This is a genomic window from Actinoallomurus acanthiterrae (genome assembly GCF_054775715.1).
This window is the reverse complement of sequence record NZ_BAAHCO010000001.1, coordinates 7,751,467-7,775,223: the sequence shown is the minus strand read 5'-3', so window position 1 is coordinate 7,775,223 and position 23,757 is coordinate 7,751,467. Positions and strand designations below refer to the sequence as shown.

22 protein-coding genes and 1 riboswitch are annotated in these 23,757 nt (G+C 70.5%); of the genes, 12 read left to right on the top strand and 10 right to left on the bottom strand.

Going from position 1 to position 23,757, the window contains the following annotated elements; genetic code table 11:
• Positions 1-11: 11 nt before the first annotated feature.
• Both tenA and ACYVF7_RS36655 read right to left on the bottom strand, forming a co-directional pair.
• Positions 12-692, bottom strand: coding sequence for a thiaminase II (gene tenA, locus ACYVF7_RS36660; protein WP_460349750.1), 681 nt, complete (start codon positions 690-692; stop codon positions 12-14).
• 53 nt (positions 693-745) lie between these two features.
• Positions 746-844: riboswitch (TPP riboswitch) on the bottom strand.
• A 101-nt stretch (positions 845-945) separates the two neighbouring features.
• Positions 946-1,392 (bottom strand): GNAT family N-acetyltransferase, encoded by a 447-nt coding sequence (locus ACYVF7_RS36655; protein ID WP_460349748.1) that lies wholly within the window; start codon positions 1,390-1,392, stop codon positions 946-948.
• A 310-nt stretch (positions 1,393-1,702) separates the two neighbouring features.
• On the opposite strand from ACYVF7_RS36655, the gene ACYVF7_RS36650 reads away from it, so the two are divergent.
• Genes ACYVF7_RS36650 through ACYVF7_RS36640 form a run of 3 tightly spaced genes read left to right on the top strand, consistent with a single transcriptional unit; the run spans position 1,703 to position 4,419 of the window.
• On the top strand, positions 1,703-2,767 hold the full coding sequence (locus ACYVF7_RS36650; protein WP_460349746.1) for a hypothetical protein: 1,065 nt from the start codon (positions 1,703-1,705) through the stop codon (positions 2,765-2,767).
• 24 nt (positions 2,768-2,791) lie between these two features.
• The gene (locus ACYVF7_RS36645) at positions 2,792-3,445 is read left to right on the top strand and encodes a PhzF family phenazine biosynthesis protein (protein WP_460349745.1); all 654 of its coding nucleotides are present in this window, start codon (positions 2,792-2,794) and stop codon (positions 3,443-3,445) included.
• 53 nt (positions 3,446-3,498) lie between these two features.
• Positions 3,499-4,419 carry a leucine-rich repeat domain-containing protein gene (locus ACYVF7_RS36640; protein ID WP_460349743.1) on the top strand — a complete coding sequence of 307 codons (921 nt, stop codon included), beginning with the start codon at positions 3,499-3,501 and terminating at the stop codon, positions 4,417-4,419.
• Here the strand turns inward: ACYVF7_RS36640 and ACYVF7_RS36635 are convergent.
• Positions 4,416-6,764, bottom strand: a complete 2,349-nt coding sequence (locus ACYVF7_RS36635; RefSeq protein ID WP_460349741.1) for an ATP-binding protein — start codon at positions 6,762-6,764, stop codon at positions 4,416-4,418. The two genes, ACYVF7_RS36640 and ACYVF7_RS36635, sit on opposite strands and share 4 nt — an antisense overlap.
• Before the next feature lie 177 nt (positions 6,765-6,941).
• On the opposite strand from ACYVF7_RS36635, the gene ACYVF7_RS36630 reads away from it, so the two are divergent.
• The gene (locus ACYVF7_RS36630; RefSeq protein WP_460349739.1) at positions 6,942-8,813 is read left to right on the top strand and encodes a rhamnogalacturonan lyase; all 1,872 of its coding nucleotides are present in this window, start codon (positions 6,942-6,944) and stop codon (positions 8,811-8,813) included.
• Between the two features lie 10 nt (positions 8,814-8,823).
• Positions 8,824-9,846, top strand: coding sequence for a glycosyl hydrolase 53 family protein (locus tag ACYVF7_RS36625; RefSeq protein ID WP_460349737.1), 1,023 nt, complete (start codon positions 8,824-8,826; stop codon positions 9,844-9,846).
• Positions 9,847-9,939: 93 nt separating this feature from the next.
• On the opposite strand, the gene ACYVF7_RS36620 is transcribed toward ACYVF7_RS36625, so the two are convergent.
• The gene (locus ACYVF7_RS36620) at positions 9,940-10,953 is read right to left on the bottom strand and encodes a pectate lyase family protein (protein WP_460349735.1); all 1,014 of its coding nucleotides are present in this window, start codon (positions 10,951-10,953) and stop codon (positions 9,940-9,942) included.
• A gap of 436 nt (positions 10,954-11,389) precedes the next feature.
• Between ACYVF7_RS36620 and ACYVF7_RS36615 the strand changes: the two genes are divergently transcribed.
• The gene (locus tag ACYVF7_RS36615) at positions 11,390-12,892 is read left to right on the top strand and encodes an MDR family MFS transporter (RefSeq protein WP_460349733.1); all 1,503 of its coding nucleotides are present in this window, start codon (positions 11,390-11,392) and stop codon (positions 12,890-12,892) included.
• A 35-nt stretch (positions 12,893-12,927) separates the two neighbouring features.
• Here ACYVF7_RS36615 and ACYVF7_RS36610 read toward each other — a convergent pair whose 3' ends face one another.
• Positions 12,928-13,275, bottom strand: coding sequence for an NAD(P)-dependent oxidoreductase (locus ACYVF7_RS36610; protein ID WP_460349731.1), 348 nt, complete (start codon positions 13,273-13,275; stop codon positions 12,928-12,930).
• Complete coding sequence (locus tag ACYVF7_RS36605) at positions 13,272-13,565, bottom strand: NAD(P)-dependent oxidoreductase (RefSeq protein WP_460349729.1); 294 nt, start codon at positions 13,563-13,565, stop codon at positions 13,272-13,274. Before ACYVF7_RS36605 ends, ACYVF7_RS36610 begins: the two co-directional genes overlap by 4 nt.
• 168 nt (positions 13,566-13,733) lie before the next feature.
• Between ACYVF7_RS36605 and ACYVF7_RS36600 the strand changes: the two genes are divergently transcribed.
• Positions 13,734-14,501, top strand: a complete 768-nt coding sequence (locus ACYVF7_RS36600) for a TetR/AcrR family transcriptional regulator (protein WP_460349727.1) — start codon at positions 13,734-13,736, stop codon at positions 14,499-14,501.
• A 71-nt stretch (positions 14,502-14,572) separates the two neighbouring features.
• Here the strand turns inward: ACYVF7_RS36600 and ACYVF7_RS36595 are convergent, their stop codons facing one another.
• The 3 genes from ACYVF7_RS36595 to ACYVF7_RS36585 are packed head-to-tail and all read right to left on the bottom strand — an operon-like array spanning position 14,573 to position 16,850.
• Positions 14,573-15,364, bottom strand: a complete 792-nt coding sequence (locus tag ACYVF7_RS36595) for a Clp protease N-terminal domain-containing protein (RefSeq protein ID WP_460349724.1) — start codon at positions 15,362-15,364, stop codon at positions 14,573-14,575.
• A 50-nt stretch (positions 15,365-15,414) separates the two neighbouring features.
• Entirely contained in the window at positions 15,415-15,807 is a 393-nt protein-coding gene (locus ACYVF7_RS36590) for a PPOX class F420-dependent oxidoreductase (RefSeq protein ID WP_460349722.1), read from the bottom strand.
• Complete coding sequence (locus ACYVF7_RS36585; protein WP_460349720.1) at positions 15,804-16,850, bottom strand: alpha/beta hydrolase family protein; 1,047 nt, start codon at positions 16,848-16,850, stop codon at positions 15,804-15,806. The genes ACYVF7_RS36590 and ACYVF7_RS36585 overlap by 4 nt, the downstream gene beginning before the upstream one ends.
• A 100-nt stretch (positions 16,851-16,950) precedes the next feature.
• Here ACYVF7_RS36585 and ACYVF7_RS36580 point away from each other — a divergent pair, with 100 nt between their 5' ends.
• The 3 genes from ACYVF7_RS36580 to ACYVF7_RS36570 all read left to right on the top strand — a co-directional run bounded on the left by ACYVF7_RS36580 (position 16,951) and on the right by ACYVF7_RS36570 (position 21,016).
• Positions 16,951-17,403 (top strand): MarR family winged helix-turn-helix transcriptional regulator, encoded by a 453-nt coding sequence (locus ACYVF7_RS36580; RefSeq protein WP_460349718.1) that lies wholly within the window; start codon positions 16,951-16,953, stop codon positions 17,401-17,403.
• An 85-nt stretch (positions 17,404-17,488) separates the two neighbouring features.
• Positions 17,489-19,087 carry an acyl-CoA carboxylase subunit beta gene (locus tag ACYVF7_RS36575; protein WP_460349716.1) on the top strand — a complete coding sequence of 533 codons (1,599 nt, stop codon included), beginning with the start codon at positions 17,489-17,491 and terminating at the stop codon, positions 19,085-19,087.
• 3 nt (positions 19,088-19,090) lie between these two features.
• Entirely contained in the window at positions 19,091-21,016 is a 1,926-nt protein-coding gene (locus ACYVF7_RS36570) for an ATP-binding protein (protein ID WP_460349714.1), read from the top strand.
• A 158-nt stretch (positions 21,017-21,174) separates the two neighbouring features.
• Here the strand turns inward: ACYVF7_RS36570 and ACYVF7_RS36565 are convergent, their stop codons facing one another.
• Positions 21,175-21,999: an alpha/beta fold hydrolase gene (locus ACYVF7_RS36565; RefSeq protein ID WP_460349712.1), complete on the bottom strand. Its 825-nt coding sequence runs from the start codon at positions 21,997-21,999 to the stop codon at positions 21,175-21,177.
• Between the two features lie 162 nt (positions 22,000-22,161).
• Between ACYVF7_RS36565 and ACYVF7_RS36560 the strand changes: the two genes are divergently transcribed.
• Positions 22,162-22,914, top strand: coding sequence for an enoyl-CoA hydratase-related protein (locus ACYVF7_RS36560; RefSeq protein ID WP_460349710.1), 753 nt, complete (start codon positions 22,162-22,164; stop codon positions 22,912-22,914).
• Positions 22,911-23,687, top strand: a complete 777-nt coding sequence (locus ACYVF7_RS36555; RefSeq protein ID WP_460349708.1) for a CPBP family intramembrane glutamic endopeptidase — start codon at positions 22,911-22,913, stop codon at positions 23,685-23,687. The genes ACYVF7_RS36560 and ACYVF7_RS36555 overlap by 4 nt, the downstream gene beginning before the upstream one ends.
• The last annotated feature ends 70 nt before the right edge of the window (positions 23,688-23,757 follow it).

Below are 23,757 nucleotides of genomic sequence, written 5' to 3'. Positions count from 1 at the left end.
GGGAGCGCGAATCAGGTGAGCCACTGTGAGGTGGGCCAGGTTTCGCGGCGCCAGGCGCTGTCCCAGAACATCCACTCGTACTCGGTAGCGCGGAAGAAGGCGCGGGTCATGCTCTCTCGTGTGGCCGCGTCGGTCGTCGCCGCCAGGCGGTCGGTGATGTCCTTGGCGCGTTCGGTCGATTCGGCGAAGGCCGGGTCGGAGTAGGTCGCGATCCAGGCGCGGTAGGGGTGGTCCTCGACGCCCGCCGTGTTCTCGAGCAGGGCCTTGCCGACGTCCTGATACACCCAGAAGCACGGCAGCACGGCCGCCGCGAGCACCGGATACGGGTCGGCGAGGGCCGTCGCCTGGAGGAACGACGAATAGCCGAGGCAAGTGGGGGAGGTGTCGATGCCCGCCAGGTCGTCGGCGGTCAGTCCGAACTCCTCGATGTAGCCGGCGTGCAGCGTACGCTCCGCCGCCAGCGCTGCGTGCGCGCTCTCGGCGAAGAAGACGGCGTCCTCGGTGTCGGTGGCCCGGGCGGACGCGACCGCGAGCGCCCGGGAGAACGCCTCTAGGTAGCGGGCGTCCTGCACGATGTAGAACGCGAACCGTTCACGGTCGAGCGTGCCGGCGCTGAGGGCGGTGTTGAACGGGTGCTCGTGGATCGCGCGGATCAGGCGGGCCGAGCGCTTCCACACGTCGTCGCAGAACATCGGGTCCTCTCAGCGGTCACCGGACGGCGCGACGAGGACGTTCGAGCAACACCAGGAGTCACCGGTGACGTCCCTTCGCTAGTCCGAACTAGATCAGGTTCGACGGGTGTGATCTCAGCCCGGATACGCCCCGGGCACCCCGCGTCACCGCCGACCGTAACAACAACCGGCCGGTCATGACCACCCGCCGCCACCGCCCTGCGGGTCGGTGGCGCTCACGTACGGACGGTCGGCGCCCGTTGAGCGCGCGCACCTAGCGTGGGAGGTCGATCCGGTACTGGATGAAGCCACGGTTCTCGGCCACCTGGTCGTACAGGCGCCGCGCCGTCGCGTTCGACTCGTGGGTGTGCCAGTACACCCGGGCGCAGTCGTGGGTCTTGGCCCAGTCGGTCACGGCCGCGATCAGGGCGCGTCCCACGCCCATGCCCCGGGCCTCCGGCGCGGTGAACAGGTCCTGCAGGTAGCAGACGTCGGCGTTGGGAATCGACGTGCTGGCGTGAGCGAGGAAGTGCACGATGCCGACGAGCCGGCCGTCCAGCGTCGCGCCGAGGGCGTGCATGCGCGTGTCCGCCAGGAACTCGCGCCACGCCTGCTCGTACATCTCGGCGGGTTCCACGCGCTCGTAGAAGTCGATGTATCCGCGGAACAGGTCTTCCCAGGCGGCCCTGTCGGACGGAACGAGTTTGCGGATGGTGATCATCGGTCTCCTGCCGGGTCGAGCAAGCCGAACGTCGACGGACGCTCCCTACGTACGGCCTGGTCGGCGAGGACAGGCCCACATGCCCGAGCGTAGGGAGCTGCGATCCTCCGGGACACGGCCACTTCACGGCAGCAGCGAAGGACCAGTGACGGCCCGGCGTCGGACCTGGGGCTGTCCGTACGTGCGGATCGGGGGCTGGCGGCAGTGTCTCGGGTGCCGGTGCGCCCGTAGCGTGAACCGTCGAGGAGAGATCGGGAGGCGCCGCGTCCACGCTTCCGATCACCGGGCCATGCGGAGGGAACAGACCGGAGTGTCGATTCACCGATTCGGGCTCGTCCGGGCGGCGAACGCGGCGTCGTATCTGCGGGGGTTCGTCCTCTCCGGGATCGCCACCGTGCTCGTCACCCGCGCCTGTCTGGCGCAGGCCGGCTATCCCAAGGTCGGCAGCGGGAACCTGCACATCGCCCACGCCCTGTGGGGCGGCCTGCTGATGGCGGCGGGCGTGGTCATCGCCGTGGCCTTCCTCGGCCGGTCGGCGCGGATGTGGGCCACGGTGGTGGGCGGCGTGGGCTTCGGCCTGTTCATCGACGAGATCGGCAAGCTGGTCAACAAGACCGGCTACTTCTACCGCCCGGCCGCCGGGCTCATCTACCTCACCTTCGCCGCGCTCGTCATCCTCACGCAGTGGGTCGGCGGACGGACATCGCTCACCCCGCGCGAGCGTACGGCCAACGCCGCCTCCGCTGCCCTGGCCGGGATCACCTCGGGACTGACGCCGCAGGAACGCCGCGCGGCGGTGCGTTTGATCGAGGAGGTGGACGATGAGGCTCGGGCCGCGCTGTCAGACCTCCTCGCGGTGGCGCCCGACCGGCGGCCTGCCGCCCCGCGCCCGGTACGTACGGCGGTCGCCCGCGCCCGTTCCGTCGTCGGGCGGCTGGTCACTCACCGCGTCGTTCTCCGCGTCGCCGTCGGCTACCTCGTCGCACAGGGGGCCCTGACCCTCACCGGAGTGATCGCCGACGACTTCATTGTGACGAGCGCCGGAGAACGGGAGACAGGCGCGGTCGCGGCCGTTGCCTGTTGCGCGGTCGTGTCGACCGCTCTGGGCGCGTACGGCCTGGGGCGGCTGCGCCGCGGTCGCGTGACGGCCTTCCGGGTGTTCAACGCCACCGTGCTGCTCGACATCCTCGCCGGGCAGTTCTTCAAGTTCACGATCAACCAGTTCGCGGCGCTGTCCGACCTGGCCATCGACCTGCTCGTCGCCTGGGTCATCACGACGGAACTCCGCCGCCTCAGGTCCGGCGCTCCTGCCCCGGGATCGTCGCTGACGGGCCGGCCATCGGGTGTCGGTGTCCAGAGGCCGACGGAGTCCTGAGGGGCTGTGTGGTTCACTGCGCGGGTGATCGAGTACGACGTACTGCGTGTGTTCTGCGGGCCTGACGGCCGGCACGGCAACGAGCTCGGGGTCGTCCGCGACGGGGCCGGCGTCCCCTCGGAGGCCGAGCGTCAGGCCTTCGCGCGAGAGCTGGGGTTCAGCGAGACGGTGTTCGTCGACGACCCCGAGCGCGGCGTCATCGACATCTACACGCCGACGCTGCGGATGCCGTTCGCGGGGCATCCGTGCGTCGGCACCGCCTGGCTGCTCGGCGTACCCGCGCTGATCACCCCGGCCGGACGGGTCCGGGCCCGCCGGGACGGTGCGTGGGCCTGGATCGAGGCGCCGGCGGAGTGGGTGCCGCCGCGCACGCTGCGGCGGTACGGTTCGGCCGCCGAGGTCGACGCGCTGCCGGTGCCGCCGCAGGGGGAGTGGATCTACGCATGGGCGTGGCAGGACGAGGCGGCCGGGCGGGTGCGGGCGCGGGCCTTTCCCGGACGTGATGACGGCATCACCGAGGACGAGGCGACGGGTGCGGCGGCGCTGCTGCTGACGGCCCGCCTCGGCCGGGCCCTCACCGTCACCCAGGGGCGTGGCTCGCAGATCTCGACCGTTCCGAAGCCAGACGGACTGATCGAGGTCGGCGGCCGCGTCCGCCCCGCCGAACCGGTCCGTTGAGTCCGGGACATCCGCTCCAGGACGATCACCTGCGGTACGAGGACGGAATTCCCGTGGCGCTGGTGACGGCGGGAGCGGGCCTGGCCGCGTTCCCGTCGTCGATCGGCGGGCTCACCGCCCTGCGCCGCATCGACCTCGACGGGAACGCCCTGACGAGCCTTCCGGCGGACCTCGCGCGGTTCCCGCGGCTGGAGACCCTGCTGCTCTACAAGAACCGTCTCGCCGCGCTTCCGCCCGAGCTCGGCGATGTGACGTCGCTGCGGCACCTGAGCGTCGGAGGCAACCTGCTGTCCTCGGTTCCCGAGACACTGTGGCGCCTCACCGGGCTGCGTTCGCTCAACCTGGCCGAGAACGCCATCGCCGAGATCCCCGAGGCCATCGGCCGGCTCACCGCGCTGCGGATGCTCGACCTCGCGCACAACCGGCTCCGCCGGATCCCAGAGAGCATCGGCGACCTGACCGGGCTCACCGACTACCTCTACCTCGGCGACAACGAGCTCACGTCCGTGCCCGCCTCGCTGGGGCGGCTCGACCGACTCGGCTACCTCAGCCTCGCCGGGAACCGTCTCACCGCGCTTCCGGACGCGATCGGCCGGATGGCCGCGCTGCACGAGCTGCGTCTCCAGGACAACCGGCTGACCGGATTGCCGGGCTCGATCGGACGGCTCGTACGGTTGCGGGAGCTGCACCTGCGCGACAACCGGATCACCGAGCTGCCCGAGTCGGTCGGAGCAATGAGCGATCTGCGCCTCCTCGACCTGCGGAACAATCCGCTGACCCGGCTGCCCGCGGCGATCGTACGGCTGACGCGGCTCACGCATCTGGACCTGCGGGCCACCCGGCTGCGGGAGTTGCCGGACGGGCTCGGTGACCTGCCCCGGCTGGAGAAGCTCGATCTGCGCTGGACCAAGCTCGACCGGTTCCCCGGCTGGATCGAACGGCTGCGGTCGCGCGGCTGCGTCGTTCTGCTCTAGTGCGTGTCGGAGCCCTTCGCGCTCTGATCAGCGGGGCCCGGCTCCTGGTCCGCCACCCACGCCACGATACCCACGCGAGAGGTCAAGTCGAGCTTCGTCAAGATATGTTCGACGTGACCTTCGGCGGTTCGTTGAGCGATGACGAGAACGTCGGCGATCTCTTTGTTGCTCATGCCGTTGCCGATCAACTGGGCGACCTGCCACTCCCTGGCTGTCAGCGGATTCGGCGGCGGGGCATCCGTCGGCGCCGCCTCCACCACGTCCTCGCCGACCGCGTAGGCGAAAGCGCAGTCGAAGTCGAATTCCATGCCGCATCGGAGGCCCGCCGCGAAATCGTCGTCTCCGAGCGCGTATCGCAGTTGCGCTTCGCACCGCTCATGTGCCTGGGCGAACGGCAGCATCTCCAAGAGGGACACGCCACTCGTCTTCAGAAGCCTCTGCGCGATCCCAAGAAGGCGAACCGCGCGTTCGTGTTGTCCGGAAGCCGCCGCAGTCCAGGCGAGTGCCTCGATATTCCACGTCGACCCCCATCGATCATCGAGTGCTCGTTGCCGGCGAAGGCTCTCTTGAAGCATCGCGGTGCCGCTCGGCATGTCTCCGCTCCGCCATTGTTCGAGGCCGCTGATCCACATCCCCCAGCTCATCGACCACTCGGCGCCGACGCTCTCGGCCAGCTCCTGGCATCTGGCACCGTAAGAGGCGGTGCGATGATCGTCGGCGAATATGTCGGCCAACGCCAAGAAGAACATGGACATGAACGTGATCAGCAAGATGTTTCTGGGGTGCGCGCCAGTGTCGCCGCGATAAGTGGCCAGGACCTTTTCCAGTAGTGCGATCCCCTCTTGTGGGTCGCCCCCGGAGACGGCGGCCACGCCTTGCGCGAGCCAAAGATGTGCGAGCGCATCAATGTCATCGAGCGCGACGGCGTAGCCTTCGTCGAGAGCTCGCCGTGCGGCCGGCATGTCGCCCTGCATGACGGCGAGATGGGCGTTCACCGCCAGTGCCTTGACTCTTGCGGCGTCGCGCCGATCCTCAACATCGAGGGCCTGGTCAAGCCAGTCTCGACCCTCGCCGATGCGCCCGAAGAACGTCCAGCACTCCCATAGTGTGGTGATGATTTCCATTCCGGCGTGCGCCCCATCGGGATCACTCATGCAAGAGTGCAACACGAGCCGTAGATTATCCCACTCCGGCTCGACCCACTCGATCCATTCCTTCTGGTGCCGGCCGAGCCACTCGCGCTCCAAGTGCCGACTTTTTCTCGTATAGTAATCACGGAATGATAGGCGCGTGGCCTTCAGCTGCCCGGATTCCGTCAAGCGTATATGCCCATACTGGCGGATCGTCTCCAGCATCCGGTATCGCACTACGCCCGCGGACTCTTCTCGCGTGAGGATCGACTTGTCCAGCAGTTCGGCGAGCAGATCGAGCACGTCCTCCTCCGCGATCTCGCCGCCGGCGCACACTTCCTGAGCTGCCTCGAGGTCGCACGATCCGGCGAACACCGACAGTCGGGCCCACAAGATCTGCTCTTCTCGCGAGCACTGCTCATGGCTCCAGTCGATGGCGGCTCGCAAGGTCTGGTGCCGCGGCAGCGCCGCGCGGCGTTTGCCGGCCAGTAGCTGAAAGCGATCCTCCAGCCGCGTGAGGATCTGCTCGACGGGCAGCGACCGCAATCGCACCGCGGCCAACTCGATCGCCAGTGGAATACCGTCGAGCTGTTGACACAGGCGAGCCACGGTAGCGCAGTTATCGGACGTAAGCGTAAAAGACGGCGCAGCAGTCGCCGCCCGCTCAACAAAGAGTTGAACCGCCTCGTATTCGCGGGCTTGCCCAACCGTAAGGCCGTGATTCGCCTCCGGCACTGACAAGGGAGGCACCGGGAAGACGAACTCGCCCTTGATGTTAAGAGTCTGCCGGCTGGTCGCCAGGATCCGCAGCCGCGGAGCCGCCGTGAGCAGCTTCTTGGCCAGGATGGCGCAGTCGCGAAGTAGATGCTCGCAATTATCCAGCACCAGACAAAGGTGCTTGTCTTCGAGATGCTCCTCCAGCACGGCCATCGGAGACCGCGTTGAGTCCTCCCGCAGCCCAAGAGCCGTCGCGACCGATCGCGCCAGCAGGCCGCCGTCCTGGAGCGGCGCGAGATCGATGAGCCACGTGCCGTCCGCGAACGCTCGCCGCTTCTCGTCCGCGATCTGGAGGGCCAGCCGTGTCTTCCCCACGCCACCAGGCCCGGTCAGCGTCACCAGGCGAGTCGCGGAGAGCCTCCGTACGACCTCTGACATCTCGCGCGGACGGCCAACGAAGCTGGTCAGGTCGCATGGCAGCTTTCCGGTCTTCCGCATTCCGGCGGCCATACCTCACACTACGCCGCCATACCGGCCGGGGCCGCGGTGCGCCGGCCAGGTGTTCCGCCCCCGTGAAAGGGCGGTGAAAGCCCCTTGGTCCGACCTGACCGAGGGGTTAGCTTCGTCGATTGCCCGGAAAACGCTTTCCTCGTCGGTTGGAAGAGGAGAACCCCGATGGGACGTCCAAGACAACGCCCAGGGCGGCGGGCCGGAGCGGTCGCGATCGCCCTCGCCGCCGGGACGGCGATCGCGGGCGGTGTGCAGCTGCCCCGGCACGACGCGGTCGCGGCGACCGCGCGTCAGGTGGAGAAACTGAACCGCGGCCTGGTCAGCGTACGGTCCGGCAGCGGCAACTTCGTCAGCTGGCGGCTTCTCGGCACCGATCCGTCGGGGGTGGCGTTCAACCTCTACCGCGGCTCGACGAAGGTGAACTCCAGCCCGATCACGACCTCGACGAACTACTTCGACGCCGGGGCGGACGCCACGGCGTCGTACACGGTGCGGCCGGTGGTGCACGGCTCCGAGCAGTCGCCGTCGGAGTCGTCGCTGCGGTTCGGCAACGGCTACCTCGACGTGCCGATCCAGGCGCCCGCCGGGGGCACGACCCCCGACGGGGTCTCCTACACCTACAGCGCCAACGACGCGAGCGTCGGCGACCTCGACGGCGACGGGCAGTACGAGATCATTCTCAAGTGGGATCCGTCCAACTCGAAGGACAACTCCCAGTCCGGCTACACCGGCGACGTGTACGTGGACGCGTACCGGCTGAACGGCACCCGGCTGTGGCGGATCGACCTCGGGCGCAACATCCGGGCGGGCGCGCACTACACGCAGTTCCAGGTGTACGACTACGACGGCGACGGCAAGGCCGAGATCGCCATGAAGACCGCCGACGGCACCAAGGACGGCACCGGCAAGGTCATCGGCAACGCCTCCGCCGACCACCGCAACTCCAGCGGGTACGTCCTGTCCGGCCCGGAGTACCTCACGATGTTCAACGGGCAGACCGGCGCGGCGATGCAGACCGTCGACTACGTCCCCGCGCGTGGCGACGTCTCCAGTTGGGGCGACGGTTACGGCAACCGGGTCGACCGGTTCCTGGCCGGCACCGCGTACGTCGACGGGCAGCGGCCGAGCCTGATCGAGGCGCGCGGCTACTACACCCGTACGGTGATCAGCGCCTGGGACTGGCGGAACGGCGCGTTCACGCGCCGCTGGACCTTCGACACCAACAGCTCCACCAACTCCGGCAAGGGCTACGACGGCCAGGGGAACCACCAGCTGGCAGTGGCCGACGTGGACGGTGACGGCAAGGACGAGATCGTCTACGGCGCGATGTGCGTCGACGACAACGGCGCCGGCCTGTGGACCACCAAGAACGGCCACGGCGACGCGATGCACGTCGGCGACCTCGACCCGAGCCGTCCCGGCCTGGAGGAGTTCAAGGTCGACGAGAACTCGTCCGCGCCGAGCTCCTGGTTCGCCGACGCCCGTACCGGCCAGGTCATCTGGAAGACCGATCCGAACGGGGACAACGGCCGCGGCGTCTCCGACGACGTCTGGGCGGGCAGTCCCGGCGCCGAGTCCTGGTCGTCCCACGCCGACGGCCTGCGCGACACCCACGGCAACGTCATCGGCCGCAAGCCGTCCTCGATCAACTTCCTCGTCTGGTGGGACGCCGACCCCGTACGGGAACTGCTCGACGGCACTCACATCGACAAGTACGGGACGAGCTCCGACACGCGCCTGCTGACCGGTTCCGGCGTGGCGTCCAACAACAGCACGAAGGCCACTCCCGCCCTGTCCGGCGACATCCTCGGCGACTGGCGCGAGGAGGTCATCTGGCGGACCACCGACAGCACCGCCCTGCGGATCTACACGACGACGGCGGTCACCGACCGGCGCATCGTCACGCTCATGCACGACACGCAGTACCGCACGGCCATCGCCTGGCAGAACACCGCCTACAACCAGCCGCCGCACCCGAGCTTCTTCATCGGGAACGGCATGGCCGAGCCCGCCCGCCCGAACGTCTACACCCCCTGACGGAGCTCCCATGGACCACATCAGCCGAAGAACCGCGCTCAAGGCGGCCGGCGCCGGCGCGGCCGCGCTGGCACTGCCGTCCCTGCTCCCGGCCACGCCCGCGTCGGCGGCGACGTTCGTCAAGGGCGCCGACGTCAGCTGGCTGCCGCAGATGGAGGCGAACGGCTACACCTTCTACGACAGCAGCGGCGTCCAGCGCGATCTGCTCACGATCCTGAAGGGGTACGGGATCAACGCGATCCGGCTTCGGACCTGGGTCAACCCGTCGAGCGATCCGAGCAACGGCCACTGCTCGATCGATGAGACCGCCGCCATGGCCAAGCGGTGCAAGAGCGCCGGCCTGCCGGTCGACATCGACTTTCACTTCGGCGACACGTGGAACTCCGCCGGAGTGCAGAACCCGCCCGCCGCCTGGGCGTCCATGTCGTACAGCCAGATGCTGCAGGCCATGTACGACTACGTCTACCACTCGATGAACGTCATCAAGGCAGGCGGCGTGACGCCCGGCTGGGTGCAGATCGGCAACGAGACCAACAGCGGCATCTGTCATCCGGTGGGCAGTGTCAGCAAACCCGCGCAGATGACGGGGCTGCTCAACGCGGCGTACGACATGGTGAAAGAGGTCTTCCCGAGCACTCCGGTCCTCGTCCACCTGGCCCAGCCGCAGAACCTGAACAGCGTCTACGGCTTCCTCGACGCCTACAAGAGCAACGGCGGCAAATGGGACATCACGGCGCTGTCCTCGTATGCCAGTGGCTCGAACATCACGGGCGTCCTGTCCAACATGGCGGCGATCCAGTCGAAGTACGGGAAGCCGGTGATGCAGGTGGAGTTCGGCGGGCGCTACGACCGGCCGGACCGGACCCGCACCGACATGCAGACCTTCATCACCGGCCTGAAGAACTTCGGCGGGCTGGGGCTGTTCTACTGGGAGCCCGAGGTGTACTCCCCGTTCAACTCCTACGCGTCGGGGGCGTGGGATCCGGCCACCCGGCGTCCCACGACGGCGCTGAACGGCTTCCTCAACGCCTGACCGAGCCGGCCGTCGAGCCGGCCGCCGAACCGGCCCGCCGAACGGCCGTGGCGGGCATCCCCGCCACGGCCGTTCGTCCCGCGTCCGGTCGGATCAGATCTTGCCGACGCCCGCGCCCGCGGTGACGGTGGCCTTCACCGACGAGGCGGACTCGGCGGAGTAGGAGTAGGGGATGCTCGCGACGCTGGAGGCGTTGCGGGTGGTGACGCTGCCCGAGCCCACCAGGTAGTTGCCGTCCGCCTTCAGGTTGCCGTCCGGCGAGTCACCGGTCTGGATGACCGTCGGATTCGAGACGTTGTCGAAGTAGTTCTTCTCGACGAACACGCCGGCGTTGCAGGTGGAGGCGACACCGTAGCTGGTGACGGCGCCGTAGTAGTTGTTGAAGACGTGCACCGGGTTGCCGAAGCGGACCCGCGGGTGCCGCTGGGTCGTCTTGTCGAACCAGTTGTGCACGTAGGTCACCCGCAGGTGGCCGAGGTCCTCGGACGAGTTGCTGTCGGAGTGGCCGAGCAGCGCGGTCTTGTCGTGGTCGTGGTAGTGGTTCCACGACACGGTGACGTAGTCGGACGCCCGCTTGATGTCGGTCAGGCCGTCGTAGGCGTTCGACAGGTCGTTGTGGTCGATCCACACGTTCGTGGAGTACTGCACGTTGATCGCGTCGTCGGCCGAGCCGGTGAACGTCAGATTCCGGATGATCACGTTCTTGGCGCTGGCGACGTTGAGCCCGTACCCCGTGATCTTCCCGGCGGTGCCGACGCCGATGATCGTCTTGTTCGAGGTGACCTTCGTCATCGACGACAGCGAGATCGAGCCGTTGACCTTGATGACGAAGGAGCCGCTGCGCGAGGCGTAGTCGGTCAGCTGCGACGCGGTCGTCACGGTGACCGTCGTGCCGCCGGCGCCGCCGGTCGTGCCGCCGTTCAGGCTCGCGAACCCGACCGGGCTGGACTCGTACGCCGCGGCGGCATGTGTCGCCGTGCCGGTCGTGGCGGTCGCTCCCGTGCCGGTCAGCGCACCGGCACCGAGCGCGAGACCGAGGGCGGCGGCCACGCCCAGGGGACGGAGCGGAAGCCGCCGGGCCCGGGTCGTTACTTGGAGATTCCCCACGTGGACCTCCTCCAGGGGGTGGGTGGTGCGGTGGGAGCCTGGAAAAGCTTTTCCTGACGGTCAGCGTCGCGCCGTTGTTACCGCACCGTCAACACGAGCGCGCGGACCGGCGCGCACCGACCGGCTCGGTGGTCACGCGGGCATCCCGGGCATCGGGTCACCAGGGGAGACGTGCGGCGGATGCCGGGCGACCGCCGTGAAAGTTTCACCGGGCGGGTATATGCGCCCGCCGTGCGGGGCGTACGGGCGGCGAAGTCTCCGACGGGTCGGATTCGTCGCCCATGGTCCGTTAAGCGGAACGTGCCGGGTTGAGGTGGAATGCGATCTGAAGTGAGATGGTTGTGCGGGCTAACGGCCGGTCGCTCCTCTCGGGAGGACCGGTCTCGTGCTGCCGGGAGGAAGGGACACCCACGTGACGACGACAAGGCCCCCGTCGATGGCAGAGGGAGTGGGCTTTCGATCCGAACGGGGACCCGTCCTCGCCGCGCTCATGCTCAGCACCGGGCTCGTCGCCCTGGACAGCACGATCATCGCGACCGCGGTGCCGTCCGTGGTCCACGACCTCGGCGGCTTCACGCAGTTCCCGTGGCTGTTCTCGATCTACCTGCTGACCCAGGCGGTCACCGTGCCGCTGTACGGGAAACTGGCCGACGTCTTCGGCCGCAAGCCGATCATGTTCTTCGGGATTGGAGCGTTCCTTCTCGGATCGGTGCTGTGCGGGGCGGCCTGGAGCATGCTCAGCCTCGTCATCTTCCGCGCCGTGCAGGGCATCGGCGCCGGAGCCGTCCAGCCGATGAGCATGACCATGGTCGGCGACATGTACACCGTCGAGGAGCGCGCCCGGGTCCAGGGCTATCTCGCCAGCGTCTGGGGGATCTCCGCCGTCGTCGGGCCGACCCTCGGCGGCGTGTTCTCCGACTACCTGTCCTGGCGATGGATCTTCTTCATCAACCTCCCGCTGGGCGCGTTCGCCGCCTTCATGCTGGCGCGGCGGTTCACCGAGGCCGTCGAACGACGCTCCCACCGCATCGACTACACCGGTGCCGCCCTGCTCACCATCGGCTGCTCCCTGGTCATCCTCGGCCTGCTGGAGGGCGGGGTGGCGTGGGGCTGGGCCTCGGCGCCGAGCCTGGTCATCTTCGCGGTCGGCGTGGCGGCCCTCGTGGTCTTCTGCCTGCTGGAGCGGCGGGCGGTCGAGCCGATCCTGCCGCTGTGGGTGTTCCGCCACCGCATCCTGGTCGGCGGCAACCTCACGGCCGTGGCCGTCGGCGCGGTCCTGATCGGGCTCAGCTCCTACGTGCCGACGTACGCGGAGGGCGTGCTGGGGACCAGCGCGCTGGTCGCGGGGTTCGCGCTCGCCGCGCTCACGGTCGGCTGGCCGATCGCCGCTTCCCAATCCGGACGCCTCTACCTGCGCATCGGGTTCCGCGACACCTCGTTGATCGGCGGCGTCGTCGTGGTGGCCGGGACGCTCCTGTGCCTCCCGCTCGGCACGAACGCGAAGGTCTGGCAGGTCGCCGGCGCGTGCTTCGTGATCGGCGTCGGCTTGGGCTTCATGTCGAGCCCGACCGTGGTCGCCGTGCAGTCCGTCGTCGGTTGGGAACGCCGTGGCGTCGTCACGGGGACCAACATGTTCGGCCGTTCGCTCGGCAGCGCGGTCGGCGCGGCGGTGTTCGGCGCGATCGCCAACGGGACCCTCGCGAGCCGGCTCGCCCATCCTCCGGCCGCGCTCGCCGGCCTGGGAAAGAACGTCGACGCCGCCAGCCTGGTGTCGGCCGGCCGGGGCGGCGCGCGGGACGGGGCGACCGTGGCGTTCGTCCGGTCCTCGCTCTCCCACGCGGCCCACAACGTCTTCCTTACGCTCGTCGTGCTGGCGGTCCTCGGGGTCGTGGCGGTGGCCCTGATGCCGCGTCGGGCCGAGCCGCTCCCCCTCGACTGAGGAGCCAATGAGTCGCGCCCGTGGAGGGTCGCGACTCATTGGGCGAGGGTGGGCGCCTTCCGTGACCAGCGGCGTTCTTCCAGCTCGCGGACGATGAAGCGGGCGAGGTCGGTGCGGGAGATCATCCGGCCTCGCGGCGGGGTGACGCCCTCGCCGACGCGGTACTCCCCGGTGGCGGGAGTGTCCGTCAGCCGCGTGGGACGTACGAACGTCCAGTCCAGCGGACTCTCGCGGATGATCGTCTCCATCCGGCGCATGTCGCCGTAGAGCTCTTTGAGTAGCGTGTGAGCGACGGCGCGGTACCACAGCGCGAAGCCCGGGTCGTCGTCGCGGACTCCGGCGGAGGAGATGGTGAGCAGCCGGCGCACGCCCGTCGCCGTCATCGCGGGGACGAGCGATCGGGCGGCGACGGAGTACAGGCCGTGCGCACTGCGGCCGGCCCGATCGCGGAGACCACGGCGTCGTGGCCGGCCACGACGGCACGGACCTGGTCCGGATCGCGGACGTCCGCCCGGGTCACCGAGACGCGCCCCGTGGCCTCCACGGCCGACTCGGGGCTGAAACGGCCAGGGTCGCGTACGGCCGCGGTGACGTCGTGCCCGGCGTGCAGCGCTTCGCGGACGATGACCTCCCCGGTGCGTCCGGCGGCACCGAAGACGATGAGTCGGCTCATGACGCCCTTTCTTCCGTGTGAGCGATCGTGGCGGCGCTCGGGCCGCGAGGGCAGTGCCCCAGGAACGAACGTACAGTACCAGTAAAAATCCTGTGGCTATAAAAATACTGTGGCAGTATTTCTGTTACCGTGGTTCCGGCCGCGTACCGGTGACGAGGAGGAGACGGGGTGGCGGACGGACTGCGGGAGCGTAAGAAGCGCCAGACCCGGCAGCAGATCTCCGACACCGCGACGGCCCTGTTCTTCGAGCGGGGGTTCGACGCGGTGCGGGTCGTCGACGTGGCGGCCGCCTGCGGGGTGTCGGAGAAGACCGTCTACAACTACTTCCCGACCAAGGAATCCCTGCTGCTGGACCGCGAAGCCCACCTCGCCGACATGCTGCGTGAGGCGCTGGGCCCGGCCGCGCCCATCGCCTCGCCGATCGAGGCCGTGAAACAGGCGTTCATCGCCGAGATCGGCGGCTTCTTCGATCGCCCCGGGACCGCGGGGGGCGACTTCCGGCAGGTGCTGCGGCTGGCCGAGGTCGTCGAGTCGTCACCGTCGCTGCGGGCGGCCCAGCGCGACATGATGGACCGCCTCGCTCAGGTCGCCGCCGAGGCGATGGCCCGGCGAGCCGGACTGGACCCTCTCGACCCGGCACCGCAGATCGCCGCCAACGCCATCACGGGCCTGTGGGCGGTCGCCTTCCGCGCCCTGCGGCGCGAGGCGAAGGCCGCGACCGATGCCGCCGGTGCCCGTGCCGCGGTCGTCGCCGACCTCGAACAGGCGGCGAGCCTGCTGGAGACCGGGCTGTGGTCCTTCGCCCTGCTGGTGCAGGGGCACGACGACTCCGACCATCTCGCCGGGGCGGCGCGGGCCTCTGACCGGTCGCGCGAGCAAGTGCTGACCCGCATGCGCCGCGCCCGCGACGCCTGGGCGGGGACGCGGCTCGACTGAGCGCTCGGAGGCGCGTCGCCGGACGAGGGCTCGGCCGGCCGCGCCGGACCCTCGTGCTCGACGACGTTTCGTCAGGCCGCCTTCGGGGGGATGCGCCGCGTGACGTCGGCGCGGAGGGCGTCCAGGTCGACGCCGGAGTTGGCGAGAGCGTGGACCGCCAGGCCGTGGCCCTCGCGGAGCAGGCCGAGCAGGATGTGCCCGCTGCCGATGTAGTTGTGCCCGAGGGCGAGGGCCTCCCGGAGCGCCAGCTCCAGGACCTTCTTGGCCCGCCTGGTGAAGGGGATGTGCCCCTTCCTCGCCTCTCGGCGTGCCTTCGGTTCCAGGGCTCCGGGCCCGAAACTGGCCTCGGTCGCCTGGCGTACCTGGTCCAGATCGATGCCGATCGTGGCCAGCGCCTCCGGGTCGAGCTGGTCTTCGGGTGGGGCGATGAGCCGGATGATCCGCCTGCTCAGGTCCGGCCCGGTGACGCCCTGGGCGATCAGGGCCTCGGCCGCCGGACCGTGACCTACGCCCAGGATGGCCAGCAGCAGGTGCTCCGTGCCGATGAACGCATGGCCGAGCCGCCGAGCCTCATCCTGGGAGAGCCGCACCACCAGGCGGGCCTCGTCGGTGAACCGTTCGAACATCGCTACCGCTCCTTTCCGAGGATCCGCCGGCCCCCGCCGTACTTCTTGTGGACCGCCTGCCCGGCTGACGCCGAGGCAGACGGCGATCTCCTGCCAGGACCATCCCTGGTCACGCGCGTTCTCGACCTGCAGCGCCTCCAGGCGCTCGGCGAGTTCGCGCAGCGCGCGCACCGCTCGCAACCCGATCGCCGGGTCGCGGCTGCTCGCCTCCTGGGCGAGCTGGACTCCATCGCTCATGCCGTCAACATAGGTTGACGGCAGGACGACTGTCAACCCAAGTTGACGCGTTACTGGAAGGTGGCGTGCGTCGGGCGCATCACCAGGACCACTCGCCGGTCCGCGTCGGGCAGCGGCGGCTCGTAGGAGAGGCCGTAGCGGCGGGCGAGGACGTCGAAGAAGGCGCCTTCGGGGTCGGGTTCGACGCCCTCGACGACGCCGCGCACCTCCAGGTAGCGGTACGGCCGGTCGGGATCGTTGACGGAGATCGCGACGGCCGGCTCGCGCCGGACGTTGCGGCACTTCTGGCGGTCGGTCGTCGTGGTGAAGCGAAGGTGCTCGCCGTCCCAGAGCATCCATACCGGGGTGACCTGCGGGCGCCCGCCCGGCCCGGCCGTGGCCAGATGGGCGAACAGCGGGCGCTCGAGCAGATCCCGGTGGGTTTCGGGAATGGTGGTGGTCATCGATCGCTCCCGGTCAGGTGTCGGGCGAGCCGGTCGGCCGCCAGGGGAAGCCACGTCCATCGGGCGTTGGCCACCAAGTGGTCGCCCTCGGGGATCAGGAGGTACTCGCCGCGCGGCGCGCGCCGGGCGAGGTCCTCGCCGTTGGTCGCGCCCGGGATGACGTCCCGGCCGCCGTCGACGACCAGGAGCGGCCGCTCGACGCGCTCCGGCACGCCGGTCGCGTCGACACGGCGGGCGAACTCCCGGGCGGCGTCGGCGCCGCCGGTGCGCAGCGTCAGCGTCTCGGTGACGAACGGCGGGAGCGCGTCCCAGTCGAGCCGGGTGACTCCGCTGACCAGCACGCCGCTCCGGAGACGTGGCTCGGCGGCCAGCGAAACGGCTCCGTAGAAGCCGCCGAGGCTGAGCGCGATCGCGCCGATCCGCCCGGTGTCCAGGTCGTCCCGGTCGGCGATCGCGTCGATCGCGGTGGAGGTGACCTTGTCGTAGTCGGGCCGTGGCGCGGTCCGGGGAGCGAGCTCGCCCTGGCCCGGGCCGTCGATGGCCAGCGTCGCCAGGCCCCGCCGCAGCAGCGCGTCGGCGATGGACACGAACTCCTCCTTGCCGGAGTCCATGCCCGGGATCACCACGACGAGCGGCGGCCGCGGGACTCCGGGCGGCCGGCGCAGGGTCCCGACGACGTCGCCGGCGTCGATCCGCTCCCAGGTCGGGTCCAGGCAGGTGAGCGCGCGGCGCATCGCGTCGGCGGACTCGCCGTGGCCGTTCCGGTCGGGGTGGGGGATCGTCGTGGCGAAGTGGAACCACAGCGCGGCGTCCCGGTAGGCCTCTCCCGCCGAGACGAGCCGGCCCTCGCTCTCGGCCCGCTCACCCGCCTCCAGGTGCTCCCGGCCGGTCCGCCGAAACGCGGCCGGCCAGTCGCGCAGGGCGGTCAGTCCCGCCGTGACGGCGTCGTACTCGCAGGCGTCCAGGCCTGCGGACACCGCGCGTGAGCGGGCCGAGGCGATGAACGCCGGCAACGCCGCCGGATCGTCCAAGAAGGTCAACACGCACCTCCGTGTCGTTCGGATGGATACGGGCCTGAAACTTATCAAGGTCTTGATATCTGTCAAGACACGTACGACTGGTCGGGTCTGTATGATCCGGGACATGGGCATGCCGCTGGACGAACGCCTCGGAATGGACCTCAAGCGGGTGGAGCAGGAGCTCATGGCGGCCAAGCACGCCGCCGTCAAGGTCGCCGGGCTGACCGTCCCGCAGTACGCCGCGCTGTACGTCCTCGCCGACAACCCCGGCATGTCGGGCGCCGCCCTGGCCCGCGCCTGCGTGGTCACCCCTCAGGCGATGACCGGCGTGCTGAAGAACCTCGAGGAGCGCGGCCTGGTCGAGCGCACCCCGCACCGCTGGCACCGCAACGTGCTGGAGACGCGGCTCACCGAGAAGGGCCGGGTGGCGCTCGAGAAGGCGGACGCGCGGGCCTCGGCGATCGAGCGCCGCGTCTTCGCGGAGTTCACCCCCGAGGAGCGCGACACCCTGCGCGCCTTCCTCGCCCGATTCGCCAAGGCCATCCAGGCGGAGGCGGCCGACCAGGCGACCGAATGAGATTCGACTCACCGTCCCGGTGATCTTCCGCTGTGCCGGTGCGGTTGGCCATACTCGACGGACGGGGCCTGGACGGAGGGATGGAATGACGGTTCTCACCAGCGCGCTCGACACCGCCGGCCCGGCCTATGCCGCCCGGCGGGCGGCGATGCTGGCCAAGCTGGCCGAGCTGGACGCCGAGCACGCCAAGGCGGTCGCGGGCGGCGGCCCGAAGTACGTCGAACGGCACCGGAAGCGCGGCAAGCTGCTGGCCCGGGAACGGATCGAGCTGCTGATCGACCCGGACTCGCCGTTCCTGGAGCTGTCGCCGCTGGCCGCCTGGGGCACCGACTTCACGGTCGGCGCGAGCGTGGTCACCGGCATCGGCGTGGTGGAGGGCGTCGAGTGCGTGATCGGCGCCAGCGACCCGACCGTACGCGGCGGGTCCAGCAACCCGTGGACGATGCGCAAGTCGTTCCGGGCCGCCGAGATCGCGCTGCGCAACCGCCTGCCGGTGATCAACCTGGTCGAGTCCGGCGGCGCCGACCTGCCGACGCAGAAGGAGATCTTCATCCCGGGCGGCCGCACCTTCCGCGACCTGACCCGGCTGTCGGCCGCCGGCATCCCGACGGTCGCCCTCGTGTTCGGCAACTCCACCGCCGGCGGCGCGTACCTGCCCGGCATGAGCGACTACGTCGTCATGGTCAAGGACCGCGCCAAGGTCTTCCTCGGCGGCCCGCCGCTGGTCAAGATGGCCACCGGTGAGGAGTCCGACGACGAGAGCCTCGGCGGCGCGGAGATGCACGCCCGCACCAGCGGCCTGGCCGACTACATGGCCGCCGACGAGCACGACGCGCTCCGGATCGGCCGCCGTATCGTCGCCCGGCTCGACTGGCACAAGCAAGGACGCGAACCGCTGCCCGCGCGCCCGCCCGCGTACGACGAGGACGAGCTGCTGGGCATCGTCCCGGAGGACCTCAAGGTGCCCTTCGACCCGCGCGAGGTGATCGCTCGGATCGTCGACGGCTCCGACTTCGACGAGTTCAAGCCGCTGTACGGCGACAGCCTCGTCACCGGCTGGGCGACGCTGCACGGCTACCCGATCGGGATCCTCGCCAACGCGCGCGGCGTGCTGTTCGGCGAAGAGGCGCAGAAGGCCGCGCAGTTCATCCAGCTGGCGAACCAGAGCGGCACGCCGCTGCTGTTCCTACAAAACACCACCGGCTACATGGTCGGCGCCGAGTACGAGCAGGGCGGCATCATCAAGCACGGCGCGATGATGATCAACGCGGTGTCCAACAGCCGGGTGCCGCACCTCACCGTGGTCATGGGCGCGTCGTACGGGGCGGGCAACTACGGCATGTGCGGCCGGGCGTACGACCCGCGCTTCCTGTTCACCTGGCCGAGCGCCAAGTCCGCCGTGATGGGTCCGGCGCAGCTGGCCGGCGTGCTGTCCATCGTCGGGCGCCAGGCCGCCCAGGCGCGCGGGCAGGCCTACGACGAGGAGGCCGACGCCGCGATGCGGGAGATGGTCGAGCAGCAGATCGAGGCCGAGTCACTGCCGTTCTTCCTGTCCGGGCGGCTGTACGACGACGGCGTGATCGACCCGCGCGACACCCGCACCGTCCTCGGCCTCTGCCTGTCCGCGATCAACAGTGCCCCCGCCGCCGAGCCCGCGCAGGGCTTCGGCGTCTTCAGGATGTAGGCGATGATCTCACGACTGCTCGTCGCGAACCGTGGCGAGATCGCCCGCCGGGTGTTCCGCACCTGCCGCGATCTCGGCATCACCACGGTCGCCGTCTTCTCCGACCCCGACGCGTCGCTGCCGCACGCCGCAGAGGCCGACCTGGCGGTGCGTCTGCCCGGCGCGACCCCCGCCGACACGTACCTCGACCAGGAGGCGATCGTCGCGGCGGCCAAGGCGTCCGGCGCGGACGCGATCCACCCCGGCTACGGCTTCCTGTCGGAGAACGCCGCGTTCGCCGACGCGGTGGTCGCCGCCGGGCTCACCTGGGTCGGCCCGTCCCCGGAGGCGATCGCCGCGATGGGCTCCAAGATCGAGGCCAAGCGGCTGATGAAGGCGGCGGGCGTGCCCGTCCTGCCGGAGCTGGACCCAGAGACGGTGACCGACTTCCCGGTGCTGGTCAAGGCGTCGGCGGGCGGCGGCGGCCGGGGCATGCGCGTCGTCCGGGCCGCCGACGAGCTGCCCGGCGCCGTCGAGGCTGCGCGGCGGGAGGCCGCCTCGGCGTTCGGCGATCCCACGGTCTTCTGCGAGCCACTGCTGACCGGCGCCCGCCACATCGAGGTGCAGGTCCTCGCGGACTCCCACGGCACGGTCTGGACGCTGGGGGAGCGGGAGTGCTCCATCCAGCGCCGCCACCAGAAGGTGATCGAGGAGGCCCCGTCCCCGGCGGTCGACGCCGCGCTGCGGCAGCGCCTGTCGGAGGCTGCGTCCGCGGCGGCCCGCGCGATCGGGTACACCGGCGCGGGCACCGTGGAGTTCATGCTCGCCCCCGACGGCGGCTTCTACTTCCTCGAGGTGAACACCCGGCTGCAGGTCGAGCACCCCGTCACCGAGTGCGTGTACGGCGTGGACCTGGTCGCGCTGCAGATCGAGGTGGCCGAGGGCGCCGTGCTGCGCGACCCGCCCCGCCGGCGCGGCCACGCGATCGAGGCGCGCCTCTACGCCGAGGACCCCGCCGAGGGGTACCGGCCGCACAGCGGCCCGCTGCACGCGTTCGCGATCCCGGGCGTGGACGCCGAGTTCGCCGTCCCCTCGGGGTACGGCCTGCGGCTGGACTCCGGCGTCGTCTCCGGCAGCGTCGTCTCCACGCACTACGACCCGATGCTTGCCAAGGTCATCGCCTACGCGCCCACCCGCGCCGCGGCCGTGCGCCGCCTGGCCGCGGCCCTGGCCGGGGCCCGCGTCCACGGCCTCGTCACCAACCGGGACCAGCTCGTCACCACGCTGCGGCACGAGGCCTTCCTCCTCGGCGCGACCGACACCGGCTTCCTGGACCGCCATCCCACGACCGCGCCGCTCGCCGGTGAGGAGGCCGTCCGCCTGTCGGCGCTCGCCGCCGCCCTCGCGCGGGCCGCCGCGAACCGCCGGGCGGCCCCGGTGCTGCGCGGCCTGCCCGGCGGCTGGCGCAACGTCACGTCCCAGCCGCAACGCACCGTCTTCGAGGAGGCGGAGGTCGCCTACCGCCTCACCCGCGACGGCCTGGCCGCCGACGACCATCCGACCGTCACGCTGGTGTCCGCCGAGCCCGGCGAGGTCGTCCTCGACGACGACGGCGTACGGCTCCGGTTCGCCGTGGCGTCGTACGACCGGCGCGTGCACGTGGACTCCGTCCTCGGGCCGGTGACCCTCACCGCGGTCGAGCGGTTGCCGGACCCGGCCGAGCAGGTCGCGCCGGGCACGCTGGTCGCCCCGATGCCCGGCTCGGTGGTCCGGGTCGCGGTGCGCGAGGGCGAGACCGTCGAGCGCGGGCAGCCGGTGCTGTGGCTGGAGGCGATGAAGATGGAGCACGAGATCCTCGCCCCGGCCGCCGGGGTCGTCACGGCGCTGCACGCCGAGGTCGGCCGCCAGGTCGAGACCGGCGCCGTCCTCGCCGTCGTCGCCGAAGGCTAGGGCGTGTCCGGTGGATCTTGTTCGTAGCGAGCGGCGTTCAGAGTGTGCCTCGCAAGGCGGAGGAGGGAGGCAGCCTGGTGTTGGCTGCCGACCGACGACAACGCGGCGAGGCGCGCTCTGAACGCCGCGCAGCCGGGCGAAGATCCACCGGACACGCCCTAGCGTCTTGCCACGCCGGTGAGCCAGCTGCGGATCCGGTCCGTGAGCGCGACGGGCGCGTCGTACTGGACCAGGTGGCCGGCGCCATCGATCAGCGAGAGGTCGGCTCCGGGGATCAGTCCCCGCAGCCGTTCGGCGGTGGCGGTGGGGATCCAGGTGTCCTGCGCGCCCCACAGGATCTGTACCGGCATGTCGATGCGGCCGAGTTGCCGCTCGTTCTCTTCGAGGAAACGCTCGTCGTAGTGGGCGATCTGCCGGTAGAACGCAGGCTGGCCGTCCTGCCCCGCCCATGGCTGCGCCAGCGCGTCGAGATCGGCGTCGCGGAGACCACGGTGGCTCGCGCCCTGGATGTAGGTGCGCACGATGGCGGCGTGGATGTAGGCCGGTAGCTCGCCGAGCACGTCCGGGTGATCCTGCACGAACGTGAAGAAAGGGGAGCCGCTGGGCGGGATGGCGACGACGTCGACGAGCATGAGCGAGGCGTAGTCGACGCCTTCGGCCAGGTGAGCGCGGAGCGAGACGGCACCGCCGAAATCGTGAGCGATCACGTGCGGCCGGTCGAGACCCCAGTGTGCGAGCAGGGCCGCGAAGGCCTCGGCCTGTGCGCCGAAGTCGACCGGGTGCTCGGCGTGTTTCGATGAGCGACCGTAGCCGGGCATGTCCCACAGGTGGACCGTGTAGTCGCGGCTCAGAGCCTCGGCGAACGGCTGCCACACCCGTGACGAGAACGGCGTGCCGTGGCAGAACACCACGGCCGGGCCGGAGCCCGTCCGCCCGCAGGCGATCTGCCGACCCTGCCAGTCAAAACGTTCGTCAAGTTCCATGCAAACCACCGTAGTGATCCTCTCGGGCCGCATCCGCCCACCACGCCCGCGACCACGAGATTCCCGGGCCGGGTGGCGGCTCACCGCCCGGACGCCGCCCGCATGCCGCGGTCCGCGCACCCCGTGGCGCGTACGGGCCGCCGATGCACCAGGATGTGATCCATGGAACCGCTCGTCCGTCTCACCGCCGAGGGCGGCGTCGCGACCGTCACCCTCGACTCGCCGCGGAACCGCAACGCGCTGTCCCGCCGGCTCGTCACCGAGCTGCGCGAGACACTCACCGCCGTCACCGCCGACGACGGCGTGCGCGTCGTCGTGCTCACGGGCACCGGGCCGGTGTTCTGCGCGGGCGCGGACCTGAAGGAGCAGTCGGCGGGCGAGCCTCCACCGGACGTCCCAGGGCTGCTGACGCTCGTCTGGGACAGCCCGAAACCGGTGGTCGCGCGGCTCAACGGGCCCGCGCGGGCCGGCGGGCTCGGGCTGGTCACCGCCTGCGACATCGCGATCGCGCCCGACACCGCGACGTTCGCCTTCAGCGAGGTGCGGCTCGGCGTCGTGCCCGCCATGATCGCGGTGACCTGCCTGCGCCGGATGGATCAGCGTGCCGCCGCCGAGTACTTCCTGACCGGCGAGGTCTTCGACGCCCGGCGGGCGCGGGAGATCGGGCTGCTCAACCGCGCAGTGCCGCCGGAGGAGCTCGACGCGGCCGTCGCCCACTACACGGGGATGCTGCTGCGCGGAGCGCCGGAGGCCCTCGCCCTCGCCAAGCGGCTGCCGCGCACGGTGCCGGGCCCGTCGGTGGAGGAGGACTTCGCGCGGATGGCCGAGCTGTCCGCGGAGCGGTTCGCCTCGGAGGAGGCGCGGGAGGGCATCGCGGCATTTCTGGAGAAGCGCGACCCGCGGTGGATCCCGTGACCGTCGCCGACGTCCGCGCCGAGCCGCTGAGCCGGCGGCTGCTCACCGCCGAGATCTGGGTCGTCTTCGCGGTCTCCCTCGGCGCGAGCGGCGTCCAGGCCCTGCTGCAGCTGATCGCCTCGCTCACCCGGCCGAAGGCGCTGTCGCACCAGAAGGCCCTGATCGTCGGCTCGTACGCGCCCGGACGGCCCTGGATCGACCTGACGTTCCAGCTGTTCGGCATCGCGAGCGCGCTGGCGCCGGTCGCGCTCGTCGCCTACCTGCTGGCGCGCTCCGGCGAGTCCCTCAGGACGCTGGGCGTGGACCGTCGCCGGCCGCTGCAGGACCTCCTGCGGGGCGCGGCGCTGGCCGCCGTCGTCGGCGGTACGGGCCTCGCGTTCTACCTCGCCGCGTACTACTCGGGGGCCAACCTCGCCGTCGTCCCGGCCCAGCTGCCGGCCGTGTGGTGGCGCATCCCGGTGCTGTTGCTGTCCGCCGCGCAGAACGGCATCCTCGAAGAGGTCATCGTCGCCGGGTACCTGCTGCACCGGCTGTCGCAGCTCGAGTGGTCGCCGGGCCGGGCCCTGACGCTGAGCGCGGTGCTGCGCGGCTCGTACCACCTCTATCAGGGGTTCGGCGGCTTCGCCGGCAACCTGATCATGGGGTTGCTGTTCGGCGTCCTGTACCGGCGATGGGGCCGCGCCATGCCGCTCATCGTCGCCCACACCCTGATCGACGCCGTCACGTTCGTGGGCTACACCCTGCTGCACGGACACGTGTCCTGGCTGCCCTGAACGCCACGTCTTTCTTCCTCTTTCATGGATTTTCACGGCGGATCGCCGGTCCGGCCGGATGGCCCCGCGG